Origin of the sequence: Marinobacter sp. NFXS9 (assembly GCF_040148665.1) — a bacterium.
Classification (GTDB): Bacteria; Pseudomonadota; Gammaproteobacteria; order Pseudomonadales; family Oleiphilaceae; genus Marinobacter_A; species Marinobacter_A mangrovi.
Genome location: NZ_JAGDDW010000003.1, coordinates 83514 through 98806, shown reverse-complemented (window position 1 = coordinate 98806; position 15293 = coordinate 83514). Strand labels below are relative to the sequence as shown.

Annotated in this window: 15 protein-coding genes; 11 read left to right on the top strand and 4 right to left on the bottom strand. The window is 62.2% G+C overall.

Features of this window, described 5'->3' with window-relative positions; genetic code table 11:
* Window positions 1-30 precede the first annotated feature (30 nt).
* Both efp and epmA read left to right on the top strand, forming a co-directional pair.
* Entirely contained in the window at window positions 31-606 is a 576-nt protein-coding gene (gene efp / locus J3364_RS06365) for an elongation factor P (RefSeq protein ID WP_349557537.1), read from the top strand.
* A 7-nt stretch (window positions 607-613) separates the two neighbouring features.
* A complete protein-coding gene (gene epmA / locus J3364_RS06360) occupies window positions 614-1594 on the top strand; it encodes an EF-P lysine aminoacylase EpmA (RefSeq protein ID WP_349557536.1) in 981 nt (326 codons plus the stop codon).
* Here the strand turns inward: epmA and asd are convergent.
* Both asd and J3364_RS06350 read right to left on the bottom strand, forming a co-directional pair.
* Window positions 1591-2448 (bottom strand): archaetidylserine decarboxylase, encoded by an 858-nt coding sequence (gene asd / locus J3364_RS06355; RefSeq protein WP_349557535.1) that lies wholly within the window; start codon window positions 2446-2448, stop codon window positions 1591-1593. The two genes, epmA and asd, sit on opposite strands and share 4 nt — an antisense overlap.
* A 5-nt stretch (window positions 2449-2453) precedes the next feature.
* Entirely contained in the window at window positions 2454-3269 is an 816-nt protein-coding gene (locus tag J3364_RS06350) for a sulfurtransferase (protein WP_349557534.1), read from the bottom strand.
* Between the two features lie 248 nt (window positions 3270-3517).
* On the opposite strand from J3364_RS06350, the gene motA reads away from it, so the two are divergent.
* Window positions 3518-4369 carry a flagellar motor stator protein MotA gene (gene motA, locus J3364_RS06345; RefSeq protein ID WP_203141684.1) on the top strand — a complete coding sequence of 284 codons (852 nt, stop codon included), beginning with the start codon at window positions 3518-3520 and terminating at the stop codon, window positions 4367-4369.
* Window positions 4370-4408: 39 nt separating this feature from the next.
* Window positions 4409-5368, top strand: a complete 960-nt coding sequence (gene motB, locus J3364_RS06340; protein WP_349557533.1) for a flagellar motor protein MotB — start codon at window positions 4409-4411, stop codon at window positions 5366-5368.
* Between the two features lie 13 nt (window positions 5369-5381).
* Here motB and rsgA read toward each other — a convergent pair whose 3' ends face one another.
* The gene (gene rsgA / locus J3364_RS06335) at window positions 5382-6416 is read right to left on the bottom strand and encodes a small ribosomal subunit biogenesis GTPase RsgA (RefSeq protein WP_349557834.1); all 1035 of its coding nucleotides are present in this window, start codon (window positions 6414-6416) and stop codon (window positions 5382-5384) included.
* A 137-nt stretch (window positions 6417-6553) separates the two neighbouring features.
* Between rsgA and orn the strand changes: the two genes are divergently transcribed.
* Window positions 6554-7099, top strand: coding sequence for an oligoribonuclease (gene orn / locus J3364_RS06330; RefSeq protein WP_203141687.1), 546 nt, complete (start codon window positions 6554-6556; stop codon window positions 7097-7099).
* On the opposite strand, the gene queG is transcribed toward orn, so the two are convergent.
* On the bottom strand, window positions 7093-8157 hold the full coding sequence (gene queG / locus J3364_RS06325) for a tRNA epoxyqueuosine(34) reductase QueG (RefSeq protein WP_349557532.1): 1065 nt from the start codon (window positions 8155-8157) through the stop codon (window positions 7093-7095). The genes orn and queG overlap by 7 nt on opposite strands.
* A 107-nt stretch (window positions 8158-8264) precedes the next feature.
* Between queG and J3364_RS06320 the strand changes: the two genes are divergently transcribed.
* The 6 genes from J3364_RS06320 (at window position 8265) to hfq (ending at window position 15197) form a co-directional block, all read left to right on the top strand.
* Window positions 8265-9815, top strand: coding sequence for an NAD(P)H-hydrate dehydratase (locus tag J3364_RS06320; protein WP_349557531.1), 1551 nt, complete (start codon window positions 8265-8267; stop codon window positions 9813-9815).
* 50 nt (window positions 9816-9865) lie between these two features.
* Window positions 9866-10390 (top strand): tRNA (adenosine(37)-N6)-threonylcarbamoyltransferase complex ATPase subunit type 1 TsaE, encoded by a 525-nt coding sequence (gene tsaE / locus J3364_RS06315; protein WP_349557530.1) that lies wholly within the window; start codon window positions 9866-9868, stop codon window positions 10388-10390.
* A 37-nt stretch (window positions 10391-10427) separates the two neighbouring features.
* Window positions 10428-11774 (top strand): N-acetylmuramoyl-L-alanine amidase, encoded by a 1347-nt coding sequence (locus J3364_RS06310; RefSeq protein WP_349557529.1) that lies wholly within the window; start codon window positions 10428-10430, stop codon window positions 11772-11774.
* Between the two features lie 92 nt (window positions 11775-11866).
* Window positions 11867-13762: a DNA mismatch repair endonuclease MutL gene (mutL, locus tag J3364_RS06305; RefSeq protein ID WP_349557528.1), complete on the top strand. Its 1896-nt coding sequence runs from the start codon at window positions 11867-11869 to the stop codon at window positions 13760-13762.
* 2 nt (window positions 13763-13764) lie between these two features.
* Window positions 13765-14769: a tRNA (adenosine(37)-N6)-dimethylallyltransferase MiaA gene (gene miaA / locus J3364_RS06300; RefSeq protein ID WP_349557527.1), complete on the top strand. Its 1005-nt coding sequence runs from the start codon at window positions 13765-13767 to the stop codon at window positions 14767-14769.
* Between the two features lie 179 nt (window positions 14770-14948).
* Window positions 14949-15197, top strand: coding sequence for an RNA chaperone Hfq (hfq, locus tag J3364_RS06295; RefSeq protein ID WP_123632609.1), 249 nt, complete (start codon window positions 14949-14951; stop codon window positions 15195-15197).
* Window positions 15198-15293 lie beyond the last annotated feature (96 nt).

Here is a 15293-nt window from a genome sequence, read left to right as displayed (position 1 = left end):
TCCAACAGCGATTTTTCAGGTGAGATTTTCATGGCTTCGTATTCTACCAATGAATTCCGCGGTGGTCTTAAGGTTTTGCTGGACGGCGACCCGTGTGTGATCCTCGAGAACGAATTCGTCAAGCCCGGAAAGGGCCAGGCGTTCAACCGCGTCAAGCTGCGCAACCTGATGAGCAACCGGGTCTGGGAGCGCACCTTCAAGTCCGGCGAGAGCCTGGAAGCGGCAGACGTCATCGACCAGGAGATGGAATATCTCTACACCGACGGCGAATTCTGGCACTTCATGGCCACCGACGGTTCCTTCGAGCAGCACCCGGCCGACGAGAAGGCGGTGGGCGACACCATGAAGTGGCTCAAGGAACAGGACGTCTACACCGTCACGCTCTATAACGGTACCCCGCTGTCGGTGACCCCCCCCAACTTTGTCGAGCTGGAAGTGGTGGACACCGATCCGGGCATGAAGGGTGACACCGCCCAGGGTGGCTCCAAACCGGCGACCCTGTCCACCGGCGCTGTGGTCAACGTGCCTCTGTTCATCGTCATTGGTGAAGTGTTGAAGGTAGACACCCGTTCCGGCGAGTACGTGAGCCGGGTCAAAACCAACTGATCCGGATATGTCCCGGGAATCGGACTGGCAGCCAACAGCATCCCGGGCCGCCCTGCGCGAGCGGGCCGGACTGTTGTCCTACCTGAGGCAGTTCTTCGCCGCCCGTGATGTGCTGGAAGTGGAAACCCCGCTGCTGGCCCGTCACGGCGTCTCTGATCTCCATCTCGACTGTATTACGGCCCATCCGGGCCCGGCGTCCGATTTTCCGGGCGGTACGGTCTATCTCCAGACCTCCCCTGAATACCACATGAAACGCCTCCTGGCTGCGGGCAGTGGTGCCATCTACCAGGTGTTCCGGGCGTTCCGCGATGGCGAGCGCGGCGTGCGCCACAATCCGGAATTCTCGCTGCTGGAATGGTATCGGCCGGATTTTGACGATCGGGCCCTGATGGATGAAGTCGGTGAGTTGGTGTGTGGCTGGCTGGGTATTGATGTGCCCGCACGGCTCACGTACCGCGAGGCGTTCCTGCAGCACGTCGGCCTCGATCCCTTTACGCTACCACTTGATGAGCTGCGCGATGCGGTGTCCGGTCGGGCCGGCAACCCGGTGTTTGCGGACGACTTCGATCGCGATACCTGTCTCGATTTCCTGATGACTCACGCGGTTGAACCTGCACTGGTGGGCGAGGGCGCGGTGTTCATTCACGACTATCCGGCCAGCCAGGCCGCGCTGGCGCGTACCCGGGACGCTGGCGGATGCGCCGTGGCCCACCGCTTTGAGCTGTATCTCGATGGGTTGGAGCTGTGCAATGGCTATTGGGAGCTGACGGACGCGGCGGAACAGGCGCGCCGCTTCGAGGCGGATAACGCCTTGCGGCGGGCGCACGGCAAGCCCGAAATGGCTGCGGACGACTATTTGCTGGAGGCGCTCCGGCATGGCTTGCCCGCGTGTTCGGGCGTGGCCCTGGGGCTGGACCGTTTGTTGATGTGCAAGCTGGGAACGCGAGACATCCGGGATGTCGTCGCGTTCCCCATCGAGCGGTCTTAGACCACTTTCGAGCCGATCCGCTGGCCCATACGCAGCACCGATTCAGGACCCAGTTCATCCGACCACTGCATCACATCCTTCGGGAACAGCAGGATGACGGTTGAGCCCAGTCGGAAACGGCCCATCTCGTCCCCTTTATCGAACCGGATCGGTTTGTCGGCACTGTAGTCCACGCTGCTGACCCCGTCCGTGCCCGGTGCCACCACGCCGGCCCAGGTGGTTTCCACGCTGCCGACGATCATCGCGCCCACATGCACCATGGCCATCGGCCCCCATTCCGTGTCGAACAGGGTGACGACCCGCTCATTGCGGGCGAACAGGTTGGGCACGTTGGCGGCCGTGACGGGATTGACGGAGAACAGCCGGCCCGGCACATAGGCCATTTCCTTGAGGGTGCCCGCCAGCGGCATGTGGATGCGGTGGTAGTCCTTGGGCGCCAGGTAGATGGTGGCGAACTCGCCGCCGGCAAACGGTTTGGCGCGCTGTTCGTCGCCGCCCAGCAGTTCGGTCAGGTTGAACGACTGACCCTTGGCCTGGAAGATGCGGCCGTCCTTGATGGCGCCGAGTTGGCTGATGGCGCCGTCCACGGGGCTGGTCAAGGCATCCGTTGCCTCATCGACGGGGCGCAGCCCGGGTTTCAGGGCCCGGGTGAAGAAGTCGTTAAACGTGGCATAGGATGCGGGGTCGGCATCGACCGCTTCGCTCATATCGACGCCATAGCGCTCGATGAACCAGCGGACGACCCGGTTCTTCAGGGCCGGCACCTGATCGTTGTCGGCCAGTCGTCCGGCCAGTCGCGACAGCCCGAGCTGGGGCGTCAGGTACTGGCTCATCACAAAGAGCTTGTCTCGCATCGGTTCTAGATCTCCACAGGTGTGTCAGGATGGTTGCCCCACTCGGCCCAGGAGCCCGCATAGGCGCGCACCCGCGGATAGCCGAGCACCTTGGCCACCAGGTAGGTCAGGCCGGACCGGTGGTGGGTCTGGCAGTGAGTGATCAGGGTGTTGGCCTCGCCGATCCCCTGGGCATCGAGCAGGGCGCGCAGGTCGTCTGACGGGCGCAGGCGGAAGTGGCGTGCCGGATCCATAAGCCGGGTCCACTCCAGATTGCGGGCACCGGGAATATGGCCGGCCTTGGCAGCGGCAATGCGGGTGCCAAGGTATTCCTCCGGTGATCGGGCGTCCCAGATCACCGGGTCATCCGCGTTGAGGCCATTCAGCACTTCTTCCAGTGTCGCGGTGGGCTCCGGGTGCACCACAATCGGGTAGTGACTCGGTACCGGTTCGGGAACGTCGGTGGACAGTGGATGGCCCTCTGCCTGCCAGGCAATCCAGCCGCCATTCAGGTAGCTGTAGCGGGTGTGGCCAATGCAGTCGAGCAGCCAGATAAAGCGCCCGGCCCAGCCGCCGCCTTCGTCGTCGTAGACCACCACGTGCGTGTCCGGGGTTAGCCCGATGCGCGTGGTTAATGCCTGCAGCGCCTCCACCGTCGGCAACTTGCCCGGCGCCGGCGGGTAACCCAGCAAGGTCTCCTGGGGATGCACGTAGACGGCGCCCGGAAGGTGTCCGCCCAGGTAACGCTCGGGGTGGCTGAGGTCGACCAGAAGAAGCTTGTCCCGGGTCTCTAACAGGGGCTCCAGGTCGTCCGGTTCGATAATCAGGGGCAGCGTCTGCATACGCGTCTCAGCGGGCCGTTCAGGGTTTGGGCGCATCTTAACAGATTGAAGGCAGGACGGGTGGCGTTGGCGTCTGAGACTGGGCAAGGCGTTTTTTTCGCGATACTTTCAGGCTCTTGCTATGATTCCCGAAAATCAGAAACATCTGAAACGTCTTTTACGCGCGTCCTGTTAGGGTTTCGGAGGCAGTCTCCGACGGGCCGGTTTGTGCCGGCTGGCAGGCAGTTCAGGGAGCAGTTTTAACCGCTATGGCCTTAATACTCGGTGCGATCATCGTTTTTGCCTGTGTGCTGGGCGGCTTCGTCTTGTCCAAGGGGCAGCTGATGGCGCTGTGGCAGCCGCTGGAGGTGTTGATCATCTTCGGGGCGGCAACCGGTGCGTTCATCATCTCCAACCCGATGCACACCATCAAGGAAACCGTCGCCGGCATCCTGCGACTGCTGACGGGGTCTCCGTTCAATAAAGCCTTCTATCTGGATTTGCTCAGTCTGCTCTATGACCTGTTCGACAAGTCGCGCAAGCAGGGGGTGATGGCCATCGAAGAGGACATCGATAACCCCACCGAAAGCCAGATCTTCACCCGTTATCCGGCGGTGATGAAGTCGTCCAAGCTGCTCGCTTTCGTGACCGACTACATGCGCATCATCAGCGCCGGCAACATGGCGCCGCACGAGCTTGAAGGCCTGATGGACAAAGAGCTGGATAATCGTGAGCTGGAACTGAACGAACCGTCCCACGCGCTGGCCAAGGTCGCGGATGCGCTGCCGGGGCTGGGGATTGTGGCGGCGGTCCTGGGGATCGTCATCACGATGAGTCTGTTGGGCGGTCCGCCCGAGATGATCGGGCACAAGGTGGCCGCGGCACTGGTGGGGACGTTCCTCGGTATTTTTATGGGCTACGGCTTCGTGGGGCCGACCTCCACCGCCATGGAGCACCAGGCGCAATACGAGCTGCGTGCCTACGAGTGCGCCAAGGCTGCCATTCTCGCGACCGTCTCCGGGCAGGCCCCGCAGATGGCGGTCGAGTTCGGTCGCAAGGCGTTGCCCAGTGACAAACGTCCCGGATTCCAGGAGCTCAACGACCATGTGCGTTCCAAGTAACCGCACCGGATTCGTCGAAACGGGGCACTGAGGTCCATCGTGGAAGAACAACCCATCATCGTCAAACGCGTCAAGAAGGTGTCCGGGGGGCATCACGGTGGCGCCTGGAAAGTCGCTTTTGCCGATTTCGCAACGGCGATGATGGCCTTTTTCATGGTGCTTTGGTTGACCATGACCGCAACGCCGGAGGAAAAGCAGGCGATTTCCGGTTACTTCAAGGACCCGGTCGGCTACATGGACGCCGCCAGCCGCAATCCGATCGATCTGGGCGGCAGTGCGTCGGTGGTGGATTCCACCAGCGAGGATGTGGCGGATTCCCAGATCAAACTGGAAGATCAGACCATCGAGGACATGGCGGATACCCTGGAACAGAAGCAGATGCAGCAGCTGTTCCAGGACCTCAAGGACCAGATTGAGAGCAGTGAGACGCTGCAGAAGTTCAAGGACCAACTGCTGATCGACATTACTGACGAGGGGTTGCGGATCCAGATCGTGGATCGCTCAAAGCGTCCGATGTTCGACAGCGGCAGCGCCCGCCTCAAATACTATTCCCAGGATATCCTGTTCGAACTGGCCAAGCCGCTGAGCGAGGTCAACAATAAACTCAGCATTACCGGTCACACCGATGCCACGCCATTCGTCGGGCGCCCCGGCTACACCAACTGGGAGCTGTCGGCGGACCGGGCCAATACCGCGCGTCGGGCGTTGGTCGCCGGGGGTGTACGGCCCGAGCAGATTGGCAAGGTGGTTGGGTTGAGTGATTCAGTGTTGTTCGACAAGGATCACCCGCAGGCACCGGTCAACCGGCGTATCGCGATAATCGTGCTGAACAAGAAAGCTGAGCAGGCAATCCAGTCCGATTCGGGCGCCAATGCCCAGCCGGTGATCGACCTGACGGCGCCGACCGAGGAACAGTCCCAGGAAGCCCAGAAGAAGCTGGAATCCGGCGACTGGTTCAAACAGCCGCCGGAGCCGGATGCCGGTGAAGTGAACTGGTAAGGCCCGAGGCGCCTTACCAGTCTGAATTCTCGATTTCGGTATAGATACGGCGAAAGCTCTGCATGCGCTCCGGGCTGACATCGCCTTTCTCTTCCGCCTCCAGCAGGGCGCAGCCCGGTTCGGCCTGATGCCGACAGTTGCGGAAACGGCAGGTGCCGATCAGCGGCCGGATTTCCCGGAAGCCGTATTCCAGGTGCGCCACATCCATATGCCAGAGCCCGAATTCCCGGATGCCTGGGGAGTCGATCAGGTTGCCGCCGCAATCAAGATGGAACAGGCGGGCGGTGGTGGTCGTGTGGACGCCCTTGCCGGTGCTTTCGGACACGGCGCCGATCCGGATGCTCTCATCCCCCAGCAGTCGCCGGATAATGGACGACTTGCCCACGCCGGACTGGCCGACAAACACGCTGGTCTGTTCTTTCAGCAGGTTATCAATGGTGCGGTCGTCTTCCGGAGCCTTGTGGGCTGACGTCTGCTCGATTCGATAACCGAGGCGGGCGTACCGGTCGAGTAAGGCTTCGATATCGGCCCGGTTGCCATCGTGGATCAGGTCGGTCTTGTTGAGCAGCAGCACCGGCGTGATGTCGCAGTTTTCCGCGGCCACCAGGTAGCGGTCGATCAGGTTGTCGTGGGGTTCCGGTTCGGGCGCAATCACCAGGATGATCTGATCGATATTGGCGGCCACCGGCTTGAGCTGGCCGAATTTGTCCGGTCGCTGGAGCAGGTTGTCCCGCTCCTGCAGCGCCACGATGACGCCAAGATCGTTGGACCCTGGGCACCAGACGACCCGGTCGCCGGTCACCAGTGACCCCAGGTTGGCCCGGACGTGGCAGCGAATCACGTCGCCCCGGTGTTCGCCCTCCAGCGCCTCCACATCAATCTGCTTGCCGAAATGAGCGATGATCAGGCCGCTTTGCTCGTCGCCCAGCTCGCCGGCCTGTAGTTGGCGGTCGATATCGCGATCCCGGCGCGAAGCCCGCGCGGCGCGTTCTTCCTGGATTTTTTCGATGCGCCACTTCTGCTGCCTGTTAAGCCGACGTTTTGCCATGGAGTCCGTCTTTGTCTGCTGGATTTCTGCCTGTCCGGGTAAGTGTGCCATGATAGCAACGCTCCGGTGCGCCGATTATACGGGGCCGCCGGCGACCATTCACACCGTCTTGGCATCTTTTAAGCAGGAGTACCTTCATGGCTGCAACCGATCGGCTGGTCTGGATTGATCTGGAAATGACCGGGCTGGATCCCGACAAGGAGCGCATTATCGAGATCGCCACCATCGTCACTGACTCCGATCTCAATACCATTGCAGAAGGGCCTGTGATTGCCATCCACCAACCGGACAGCGTGCTTGAGGCGATGGACGAGTGGTGTACCCGGACCCACGGTGAAAGCGGGCTGACCCAGCGGGTCAAGGACAGCGCGGTATCGGAAGTCGACGCCGAGCAGCAGACGCTCGAATTCCTGGCGGAGCATCTGGAAAGCGGCCAGTCTCCGCTGTGCGGCAACAGCATCGGTCAGGACCGCCGCTTCCTCGTGCGCTATATGCCGGCACTGGAGGCGTTCTTTCACTACCGCAACCTGGACGTCAGTACGATCAAGGAACTGGCCCGGCGTTGGCGGCCGGATGTGCTGGAAGGCGTGAAGAAAAAGGGCTCGCATCTGGCTCTGGACGATATTCGCGACTCGATCGAAGAGCTGCGCCATTACCGCGAGCATTTCTTCCGCCTTCAATAAGGCTCGATGTTGTGCCGGCGCAACGCCCAATGCACGTGCTCGCGAACCAGGGCCGACGGATGGTCGGCCCGCTGTTTCAGCGCCTCGATCACAGGAATGGTCGACGGCGCGTTGCCCAGTCCCACCGCGAGGTTGCGTAGCCAGCCTTCATAGCCGGTACGCCGAATGGCCGAGCCTTCGGTCCGTTTGAGGAATTCCGCTTCGGTCCACAGGAACAGCTCGGCCAGTTCGCTGTTATCGAGGTGATGCCGTGGCTGGAAGTCATCCTTGTCCGTCGGCTTGCTGAATTTGTTCCAGGGGCAGACCAGCTGGCAGTCATCACATCCGAAGACGCGGTTGCCCATTCTGGCGCGTAAATGCTCCGGAATAGAGCCCTTGAGTTCGATGGTCAGATAGCTGATACAGCGCCGGGCATCGAGCTGATACGGCCCATCGAAAGCGTCCGTGGGGCAGACGTCCAGGCAGGCTGAGCAACTGCCGCAGTGTTCTGTGGTGAATGGCTCATCGACCTGCAGCGGCGCACTGGTAAAGATTTCCCCCAGAAAAAAGAACGAGCCGGCTTTCGGGTGGATCAGCATGGTGTTCTTGCCGATCCAGCCCAGGCCGGCGCGCTGGGCCAGCGCCCGTTCCAGGACCGGCGCGCTGTCGACGAACGCGCGGTGGTTATGCCCCGCCAGCGCCTCGTCAATGCGACGGGCCAGCTGGGCAAGACGTTTCCGCACCAACTTGTGGTAGTCGCGCCCCAGCGTGTAACGGGAGATATAGGCTTTCTCCCGATTCTGCAGCACCTGGGCCGGACTGTCCGGGGAGGGCAGGTAATCCATGCGCACGGAAATGACCCGGCGGGTGCCCGGCACCAGCTCATCGGGGCGATACCGTTTGGTGCCGTGGTCGGCCATGTAGCTCATTTCGCCGTTCATCCCTGCGTCCAGCCAGGCCTTCAGGCGCTCGCCGTGGGCGCCCGTGTCGGCATCGTTGATACCCACCGCCTGGAAGCCCAGTTCCTGGGCCCAGTCGCGGATCTGGTCGGCCAAATTGTCGAGGGTGGCGGTTAACATTGATTAAGTTATGACCTTCCGGTTCGTTTTGCTATGCTTAACAGGCATCTGGCTGGATGAGTTCAACCGGATTCTGTTTATCGGATCATGAGGTGATGGATAGCCCCATGTGTGCTGCTGCTAACGCCAGTTTACCAGAGAGCCTGTACGCTGCGGATGGGGTGCGGGCGCTCGATCGCTGTGCCATCGATGATTTTGGCACGCCCGGATTTGAATTAATGCAGCGCGCAGCGCGCTCGGCCTTTCGTCAACTGGCCCGACACTGGCCGGAGGCGCGCCGGGTGTTGGTCCTTTGCGGTGCCGGCAATAATGGTGGTGATGGTTATCTGGTCGCCGCCTCCGCTCAGCGTCAGGGGCTCCCGGTTCGGTGCCTGGCGGTGGCCGACCCGGCCAAGCTCAAGGGCGATGCCGAGTCCGCCTACAAAGCTGCCCAGGATACCGGGGTCTCCATCGAGCGGTACGACGGTTCGGCTGCCTCGCTGCTGACCGAAGCCCTCGCGGAGGCCGACATGGTCGTCGATGCCATGTTGGGGACCGGGATTACCGGCGCCTTGCGGTCGCCTTTCGATAAGGTGATTGCTGCGCTGAACGAAAGTGGGCGACCGGTGCTCGCAGTCGACGTGCCCTCAGGGCTTGATGCGACCACCGGCTGGATTGAGACGGAGGCCGTCAATGCGACAGTCACCGTCACGTTTATTGGCCTCAAGGCCGGGTTGCTGACCGGGCGTGGCCCGGATGTCGCCGGAGACGTCGTATTCGACGATCTGGGCGTCGACCCGGCCGTCTACGACCGGGTGCCGGCGGTGGCCCGGCGTACCGACTGGCGTATCGAGGCCCGTGGTCTGCCGGTGCGCCGACGCGGGGCGCACAAGGGCGACTGTGGCCATTTGCTGGTGATCGCCGGCGAACGGGGATTTGGCGGCGCGGCGCTGCTGGCGTCGGAAGCGGCGGCTCGTACCGGGGCTGGCCTGGTGACGCTGGCGACGCGACCGGAGCACGTCAGCGCCGCCCTGACGCGTTGCCCGTCGCTGATGGTGCACGGCCTGACCCACGGCAACGAACTGGATGCGCTGCTGGCCAAAGCCGACGGCATAGTCTTCGGCCCCGGAGCCGGGCAGGGTGCCTGGGGGCAGCAAATGTTGCAGCGCGTCATGGCCTTTGACGGGCCGGTCCTGATGGATGCGGATGCCCTGAATATGCTGTCGTCACGGGCGCCCGGCAAGCACAAAAACTGGATTATGACGCCCCATCCGGGTGAGGCGGCCCGACTGTTGGGCGTGGCCAATGCCGTGATCAACCGCAACCGGCTGGATGCCGTGGCGCAGTTGGAGCAGCGCTACGGTGGCGTCATTTTGCTCAAAGGCGCAGGAACGCTGGTTCTGGCCGACGATATGCAGCAGCCGGCCCTGGTTCAGGGCGGCAACCCGGGTATGGCAACCGGCGGTATGGGCGATGTGCTCTCGGGAGTCATCGGCTCTTTGGCAGTGCAGGGATTGAGTCCCTCCCGGGCAGCGGTGATGGGAGCCAGTCTTCACGCCGAATCGGCGGATCGTGCCGCTCAAAGCAAAGGGTTCATGGGGTTGTTGCCGATGGATCTGATCGATTGGTTGCCAACGGTGCTCGGCGAGGCCGAAGGCGTCTTACCGGGTTGTCGTTGAGCCGGCCCGGAAACGGTTCATCAAGACATCGATAAAGGAGTTTGCAGGGCGTGAGCGGGGCGGGAAACACGGCGCAGGAAAATGACCGGATCAGTGTGCGCCTGCCGGACGAGTCGGCCACCATGCAGTTCGGTGCATTGGTGGTTCAGGCGGTTCGCTCCGTCGGTGACGGTGTGGTCCTGCACCTGACGGGCAACCTGGGAGCCGGCAAGACGACGTTCAGCCGTGGTTTTATCCAGGGCCTGGGGCATGCCGGCGCGGTGAAAAGCCCAACCTACACGCTGGTCGAACCCTACGAGGAGCTGGAACCTCCCGTTTACCATTTTGACCTGTATCGCCTGGGCGATCCGGAAGAACTGGAATACATGGGCATCCGCGATTATCTCGCTGAAGGGGCCCTGTGCCTGATTGAATGGCCGGAGCGGGGCGCGGGTGTGCTCCCGGAACCGGACGGCGTGATTGAACTGGCGTTGGCCGGTGAGGGACGCGAAGCCCGGTTTACGGCAACAACGCCGGCCGGACATCGATTATTGGAACGTTTACGCGCCAGTCTGACCAACGGTTGGCTGGCCTGAAGTTATTTTTTAGGGATTGAGCAGGGTGAATCGCGGTATGCAGCATCTCCTGACCAGAATCACAGTATGGCCTCTCCTGGCGGTGCTCTGGCTCCTGGCCGGTCACGCCCAGGCAGAGACCAACGTACAGGGGGCCCGGATCTGGCCGGCGCCGGATCATACACGGCTGGTGCTGGACATGGGGGGCGAGGTGGATCATTCGATCTTCACGCTCAATAATCCCTCACGTCTGGTCATCGACATCAAAAACACCCGGCTGAAAACCAGCCTCGGTCGGCTGGATCTGTCCGGCAGCCCGATTCGCCGCATTCGCAGCGCGCCCCGCAACGGCGATGACCTGCGCGTGGTGCTGGACCTCAAGCATTCGGTGGAACCCCGCAGCTTCCAGCTGGCCCCCAACGATGAATATGGCAATCGCCTGGTTGTGGATTTGCTCGAACCGGGCGGCGGTCAGGAGGAAGCGCCCAGTAAACCGGTGTTGTCCGAGGATCCGAACGGCAAGCGGGACATCATCGTGATGGTGGACCCCGGCCACGGCGGGGAAGATCCGGGGGCCAGTGGGCCCGACGGCACTCACGAGAAGGATGTAGTGCTGCCGCTGGCGCGACGCCTGCAGGCGCTCATCTCGGCCCAGCCCGGCTTCACTGCCAAGCTCACCCGCAACGGCGACTATTACATTGGACTGCGTCAGCGCACGCTGCTGGCGCGTAAGGAAAATGCGGACCTGTTCATATCGATCCACGCCGATGCCTTCCGGTCGCCCCAGCCGCGTGGTGCCTCGGTCTTCGCCCTGTCACGGCGGGGCGCGACCAGTGAAACCGCTCGCTGGCTGGCCCGCAACGAAAACCAGTCGGACCTGATCGGCGGTGTCGGTGGTGTCTCGCTGGACGACAAGAACGAAGTGCTCGCCGGGGTGCTCCTGGATCTGTCCATGACGGCCAGCATTAACGCGTCGGTGGGTGTTGGGGACCACGTTCTCAGCAACCTCCGGCACGTCACGCATCTGCACAAGCCGGGCGTCGAGCAGGCGGCGTTTGTGGTGCTGAAATCTCCGGATATCCCGTCGATCCTGGTGGAGTCGGGGTTCATTTCCAATCCGCAGGAGGAGCGCAACCTCAAGTCGGCCAGCTATCGCAATAAGTTGGCTCATGCCATCTGGCAAGGGGTGTCCTCCTATTTCGAGGACACGCCGCCCCCGGGCACGTTGCTGGCCTGGCAAAAACGGCATAACGGCACCATTGCCTCCTATCGCATCCGCCGGGGCGATACCCTGTCGGGCGTGGCACGGCGTAATTCGACAACGGTCAATCGCCTCAAGGAGCTGAATAACCTGTCCAGCGACCAGGTGGTGATTGGCCAGATGCTCAAGATTCCCACCTCTTAAGGCGTAAAGTTATGGCGTCGGGCCTGAGATCTCGGGCCCGTCTTTGCTATGATGTGCCGCTCAGGAATTCATCGAGAGGCGCACCGTTCCCCATGTCCGAGATCCGACTGCTCAGCCCCCGCCTTGCCAACCAGATCGCCGCCGGTGAAGTCGTTGAACGGCCGGCGTCTGTGGTCAAGGAACTTGTCGAGAATGCGCTGGATGCCGGCGCCGAGCGAGTCGAAGTGGACATCGAGCAGGGGGGCGTCAAACTGATCCGCGTGCGGGACACCGGCTCGGGGATTGCCGAGTCCGACCTGCCGCTGGCGTTGAGCCGGCATGCCACCAGCAAGATCGTCGATCTGGATGACCTCGAGGCGGTGGCGTCACTCGGTTTTCGCGGTGAGGCGCTGGCCAGTATCAGTTCTGTTTCCCGCCTTTCCCTGACGTCCCGCACCGAAGGTAACGATGCGGCGGCCCGGGTGGAGGTCGAGGGGCGTGATATGGACGCTCGTATTTCGCCAGCCGCTCATCCCGTCGGCACCACCGTCGAAGTGCGGGATCTGTTTTTCAATACGCCGGCCCGGCGTAAATTCCTGCGCACGGAAAAAACAGAGTTCGGCCACATCGAGGAATGTGTGCGACGCCAGGCTTTGGCCCGTTTCGAGACCGGCTTTACCCTGCGCCATAACCAGCGTGCAATCCAGAGCCTGCGGCCGGCCATGACGCCGCTCGACAAGGAACGCCGGATCGGCGCCCTGTGTGGCCAGCAGTTCGTCGACAATGCGGTGGTCATCGATGCCGAGGCCTCGGGTCTGCGCCTGTGGGGCTGGGTGGCGCTGCCGACCTTCTCCCGCAGTCAGGCGGATCTCCAGTATTTCTTCGTAAACCACCGGGTGATCCGGGATCGTCTGGTGGCTCACGCGGTGCGTCAGGCCTATCGCGATGTGCTCTACAACAACCGGCACCCGGCGTTCGTACTTTATCTGGAGCTGGATCCGGCCAATGTGGACGTGAACGTCCACCCCACCAAGCATGAAGTGCGTTTCCGGGATGGTCGGCTGGTGCATGATTTTATTTTCCGGACCCTGCATCGCGCCCTGGGTGAAGTGAAACCCCAGGACCACATGCACGGCGCCGTGGCCCAGTCGCTGAGCCGTGAAGCCGGCTATGCCGGGACTCCGGATGGCCAGCCGGCGCCTGTCGCCTCTGCTCCCTACGGCACGAACGGCGGCGGTCAGGCCTATGGTGGCCAGAAGCCGGTGGCCTGGGAGGCTCAGGACCAGATGGCGTTCTATCAATCGCTCAATGCCGGTGGGGGCACGGCGGAAGCCTCTGTGTCACCATCGCAGGCGGCCGCCGTGGCGGAAGCTCCCCAGAGCTTTGCCCAGCCCGCGCCGACGCCGCCCCAGGACAGCGAGGCGGAGCCGCCCCTGGGATATGCCATCGCCCAGCTGCATGGCATCTACATACTGGCCCAGACCCGCCAGGGTATGATTGTGGTCGACATGCATGCTGCCCACGAGCGGATCACCTACGAGCGCATGAAAACGGCGCTGGATGCCCAGGATCTGAAAAGCCAGCCGCTGCTGGTGCCTGTGACCCTGGCCGTGAGCCAGCGTGAAGCCGGCGTTGCGGAGAGCCACGTTGAGGAGCTGCAGTCGCTGGGCCTGCAAATCGAGCGGATGGGGCCGGAAACCCTGGTGGTCCGGCAAATTCCTGCGCTGCTGCGGGGGGCAGACACTGAGCAGCTGGTGCGCGATGTGGTCTCCGATTTGATGGAACACGGTCAGTCCGACCGGGTGAAAGCCGTCACTAATGAGCTGCTGGGTACGATGGCTTGCCACGGCTCGGTGCGGGCCAACCGCCAGCTGACCATTCCCGAGATGAACACCCTGTTGCGGGATATGGAAGCCACCGAGCGCAGCGGTCAGTGCAACCACGGTCGTCCGACCTGGACCCTGGTCACGATGGGTGAGCTGGACAAACTGTTCCTGCGTGGCCGCTGATCATGACGGCTGACACCCAACGGCCCGCCGCGATCTGCCTGATGGGCCCGACGGCGGCCGGCAAGACGGACCTCGCCCTTGAGCTCTGCGACGCCTTGCCCTGCGACATCATCAGCGTGGATTCGGCGATGATCTACCGGGGGATGGATATCGGCACGGCCAAACCCTCGGCTGAGGAACTTTCCCGCGCCCCGCACCGTCTTATCGACATCTGTGATCCGGCGGACCGTTATTCGGCTGCGGATTTTCGGGCGGACGCGCTTCGTGAGATGGAGGCGATCAGTCGCCAGGGCCGGATTCCGCTGCTGGTCGGCGGCACCATGATGTATTTCAAGGCCCTGTTGCACGGCATGGCGGATCTGCCATCAGCCGATCAGGCCTTGCGTGCCGAGTTGGTAGCAAAGGCCGAGAGTGAGGGCTGGCTGGCGCTTCACGAACAGCTCAAGGCGCTGGATCCGGTCGCGGCCGAAGCCATCCATCCGAACAATCGCCAGCGTGTGCTACGGGCCCTGGAAGTGGTGCTGGTATCGGGGCGCCCGATTTCCGAGGCCTGGGCCGGCAACGGTGCCGGAAGTGACGTGGATTACCCGTATTTAACCCAGTGGCAGGCAGACGCGTCGCCGGACCTGCCGTATAATGTTATCCAGCTATCGATTTCACCGGGCAACCGATCGGTCCTGCACGATCGCATTCGGCTCCGATTCCATAAGATGCTGGAGCTGGGTTTTATCGACGAGGTCCGGGCCCTGCGTGCCCGCGGCGACCTGCACAGCGGGTTGCCGTCGGTACGATGTGTGGGGTATCGCCAGGCGTGGTCATGGCTGGACGGCGATGTGGGTTACGAAACGTTCGTCGAGAAAGGGATTGCGGCAACCCGGCAGTTGGCCAAACGCCAGCTCACCTGGTTGCGAAAGTGGCCGGACCTTCACTGGATCGACAGCGAGGCGTCAGGTTCTTTGTCCCGCGCCTTGAAAATCCTCCAATCTCGCACCACATTGATTACATAACGCTGGGCTATTGTGGCCCGGGTTATACATGCCGGTCTTGAAGAGTGGCCGGTTTCATTGTTCAGGGATGGCCAAAGGCGTGCTCATAACCTCCCTGACTGGAATCCCTGCAAGCAGTCAATGCAGCGGAGCTCCGCTTCTACCAGACGATCTGCGATTAAAAAAACAGGAGAACTGATATGTCAAAAGGGCATTCGTTACAAGACCCTTACCTCAATGCCTTGCGCAAGGAGCGCATTCCGGTGTCCATCTTCCTGGTCAATGGGATCAAGTTGCAGGGACAGATCGAGTCTTTCGATCAGTTCGTGATCCTGTTGAAGAACACGGTAAGCCAGATGGTATACAAGCATGCCATTTCAACGGTTGTGCCTGCCCGAAATGTACGTATTCCTCAACAGAGTGCAGGCGAGGGTGAGGGCGAAGCCTGAACCTGACGTGCTGCCGGTTTGACCGGTCGGTTCTCATGATGGGACCGACCGCCAGTCCGCATCTTTTACTGCCCGCCGGGACTGATCGTCCGATCC

Bases quoted from the DNA above. Each gene is read 5' to 3' on its own strand.
- efp (WP_349557537.1), top strand. From the start codon at position 31: ATGGCTTCGTATTCTACCAATGAATTCCGCGGTGGTCTTAAGGTTTTG.
- epmA (WP_349557536.1), top strand. From the start codon at position 614: ATGTCCCGGGAATCGGACTGGCAGCCAACAGCATCCCGGGCCGCCCTG.
- asd (WP_349557535.1), bottom strand. From the start codon at position 2,448: ATGCGAGACAAGCTCTTTGTGATGAGCCAGTACCTGACGCCCCAGCTC.
- J3364_RS06350 (WP_349557534.1), bottom strand. From the start codon at position 3,269: ATGCAGACGCTGCCCCTGATTATCGAACCGGACGACCTGGAGCCCCTG.
- motA (WP_203141684.1), top strand. From the start codon at position 3,518: ATGGCCTTAATACTCGGTGCGATCATCGTTTTTGCCTGTGTGCTGGGC.
- rsgA (WP_349557834.1), bottom strand. From the start codon at position 6,416: ATGGCAAAACGTCGGCTTAACAGGCAGCAGAAGTGGCGCATCGAAAAA.
- orn (WP_203141687.1), top strand. From the start codon at position 6,554: ATGGCTGCAACCGATCGGCTGGTCTGGATTGATCTGGAAATGACCGGG.
- queG (WP_349557532.1), bottom strand. From the start codon at position 8,157: ATGTTAACCGCCACCCTCGACAATTTGGCCGACCAGATCCGCGACTGG.
- J3364_RS06320 (WP_349557531.1), top strand. From the start codon at position 8,265: ATGTGTGCTGCTGCTAACGCCAGTTTACCAGAGAGCCTGTACGCTGCG.
- J3364_RS06310 (WP_349557529.1), top strand. From the start codon at position 10,428: ATGCAGCATCTCCTGACCAGAATCACAGTATGGCCTCTCCTGGCGGTG.
- mutL (WP_349557528.1), top strand. From the start codon at position 11,867: ATGTCCGAGATCCGACTGCTCAGCCCCCGCCTTGCCAACCAGATCGCC.
- miaA (WP_349557527.1), top strand. From the start codon at position 13,765: ATGACGGCTGACACCCAACGGCCCGCCGCGATCTGCCTGATGGGCCCG.
- hfq (WP_123632609.1), top strand. From the start codon at position 14,949: ATGTCAAAAGGGCATTCGTTACAAGACCCTTACCTCAATGCCTTGCGC.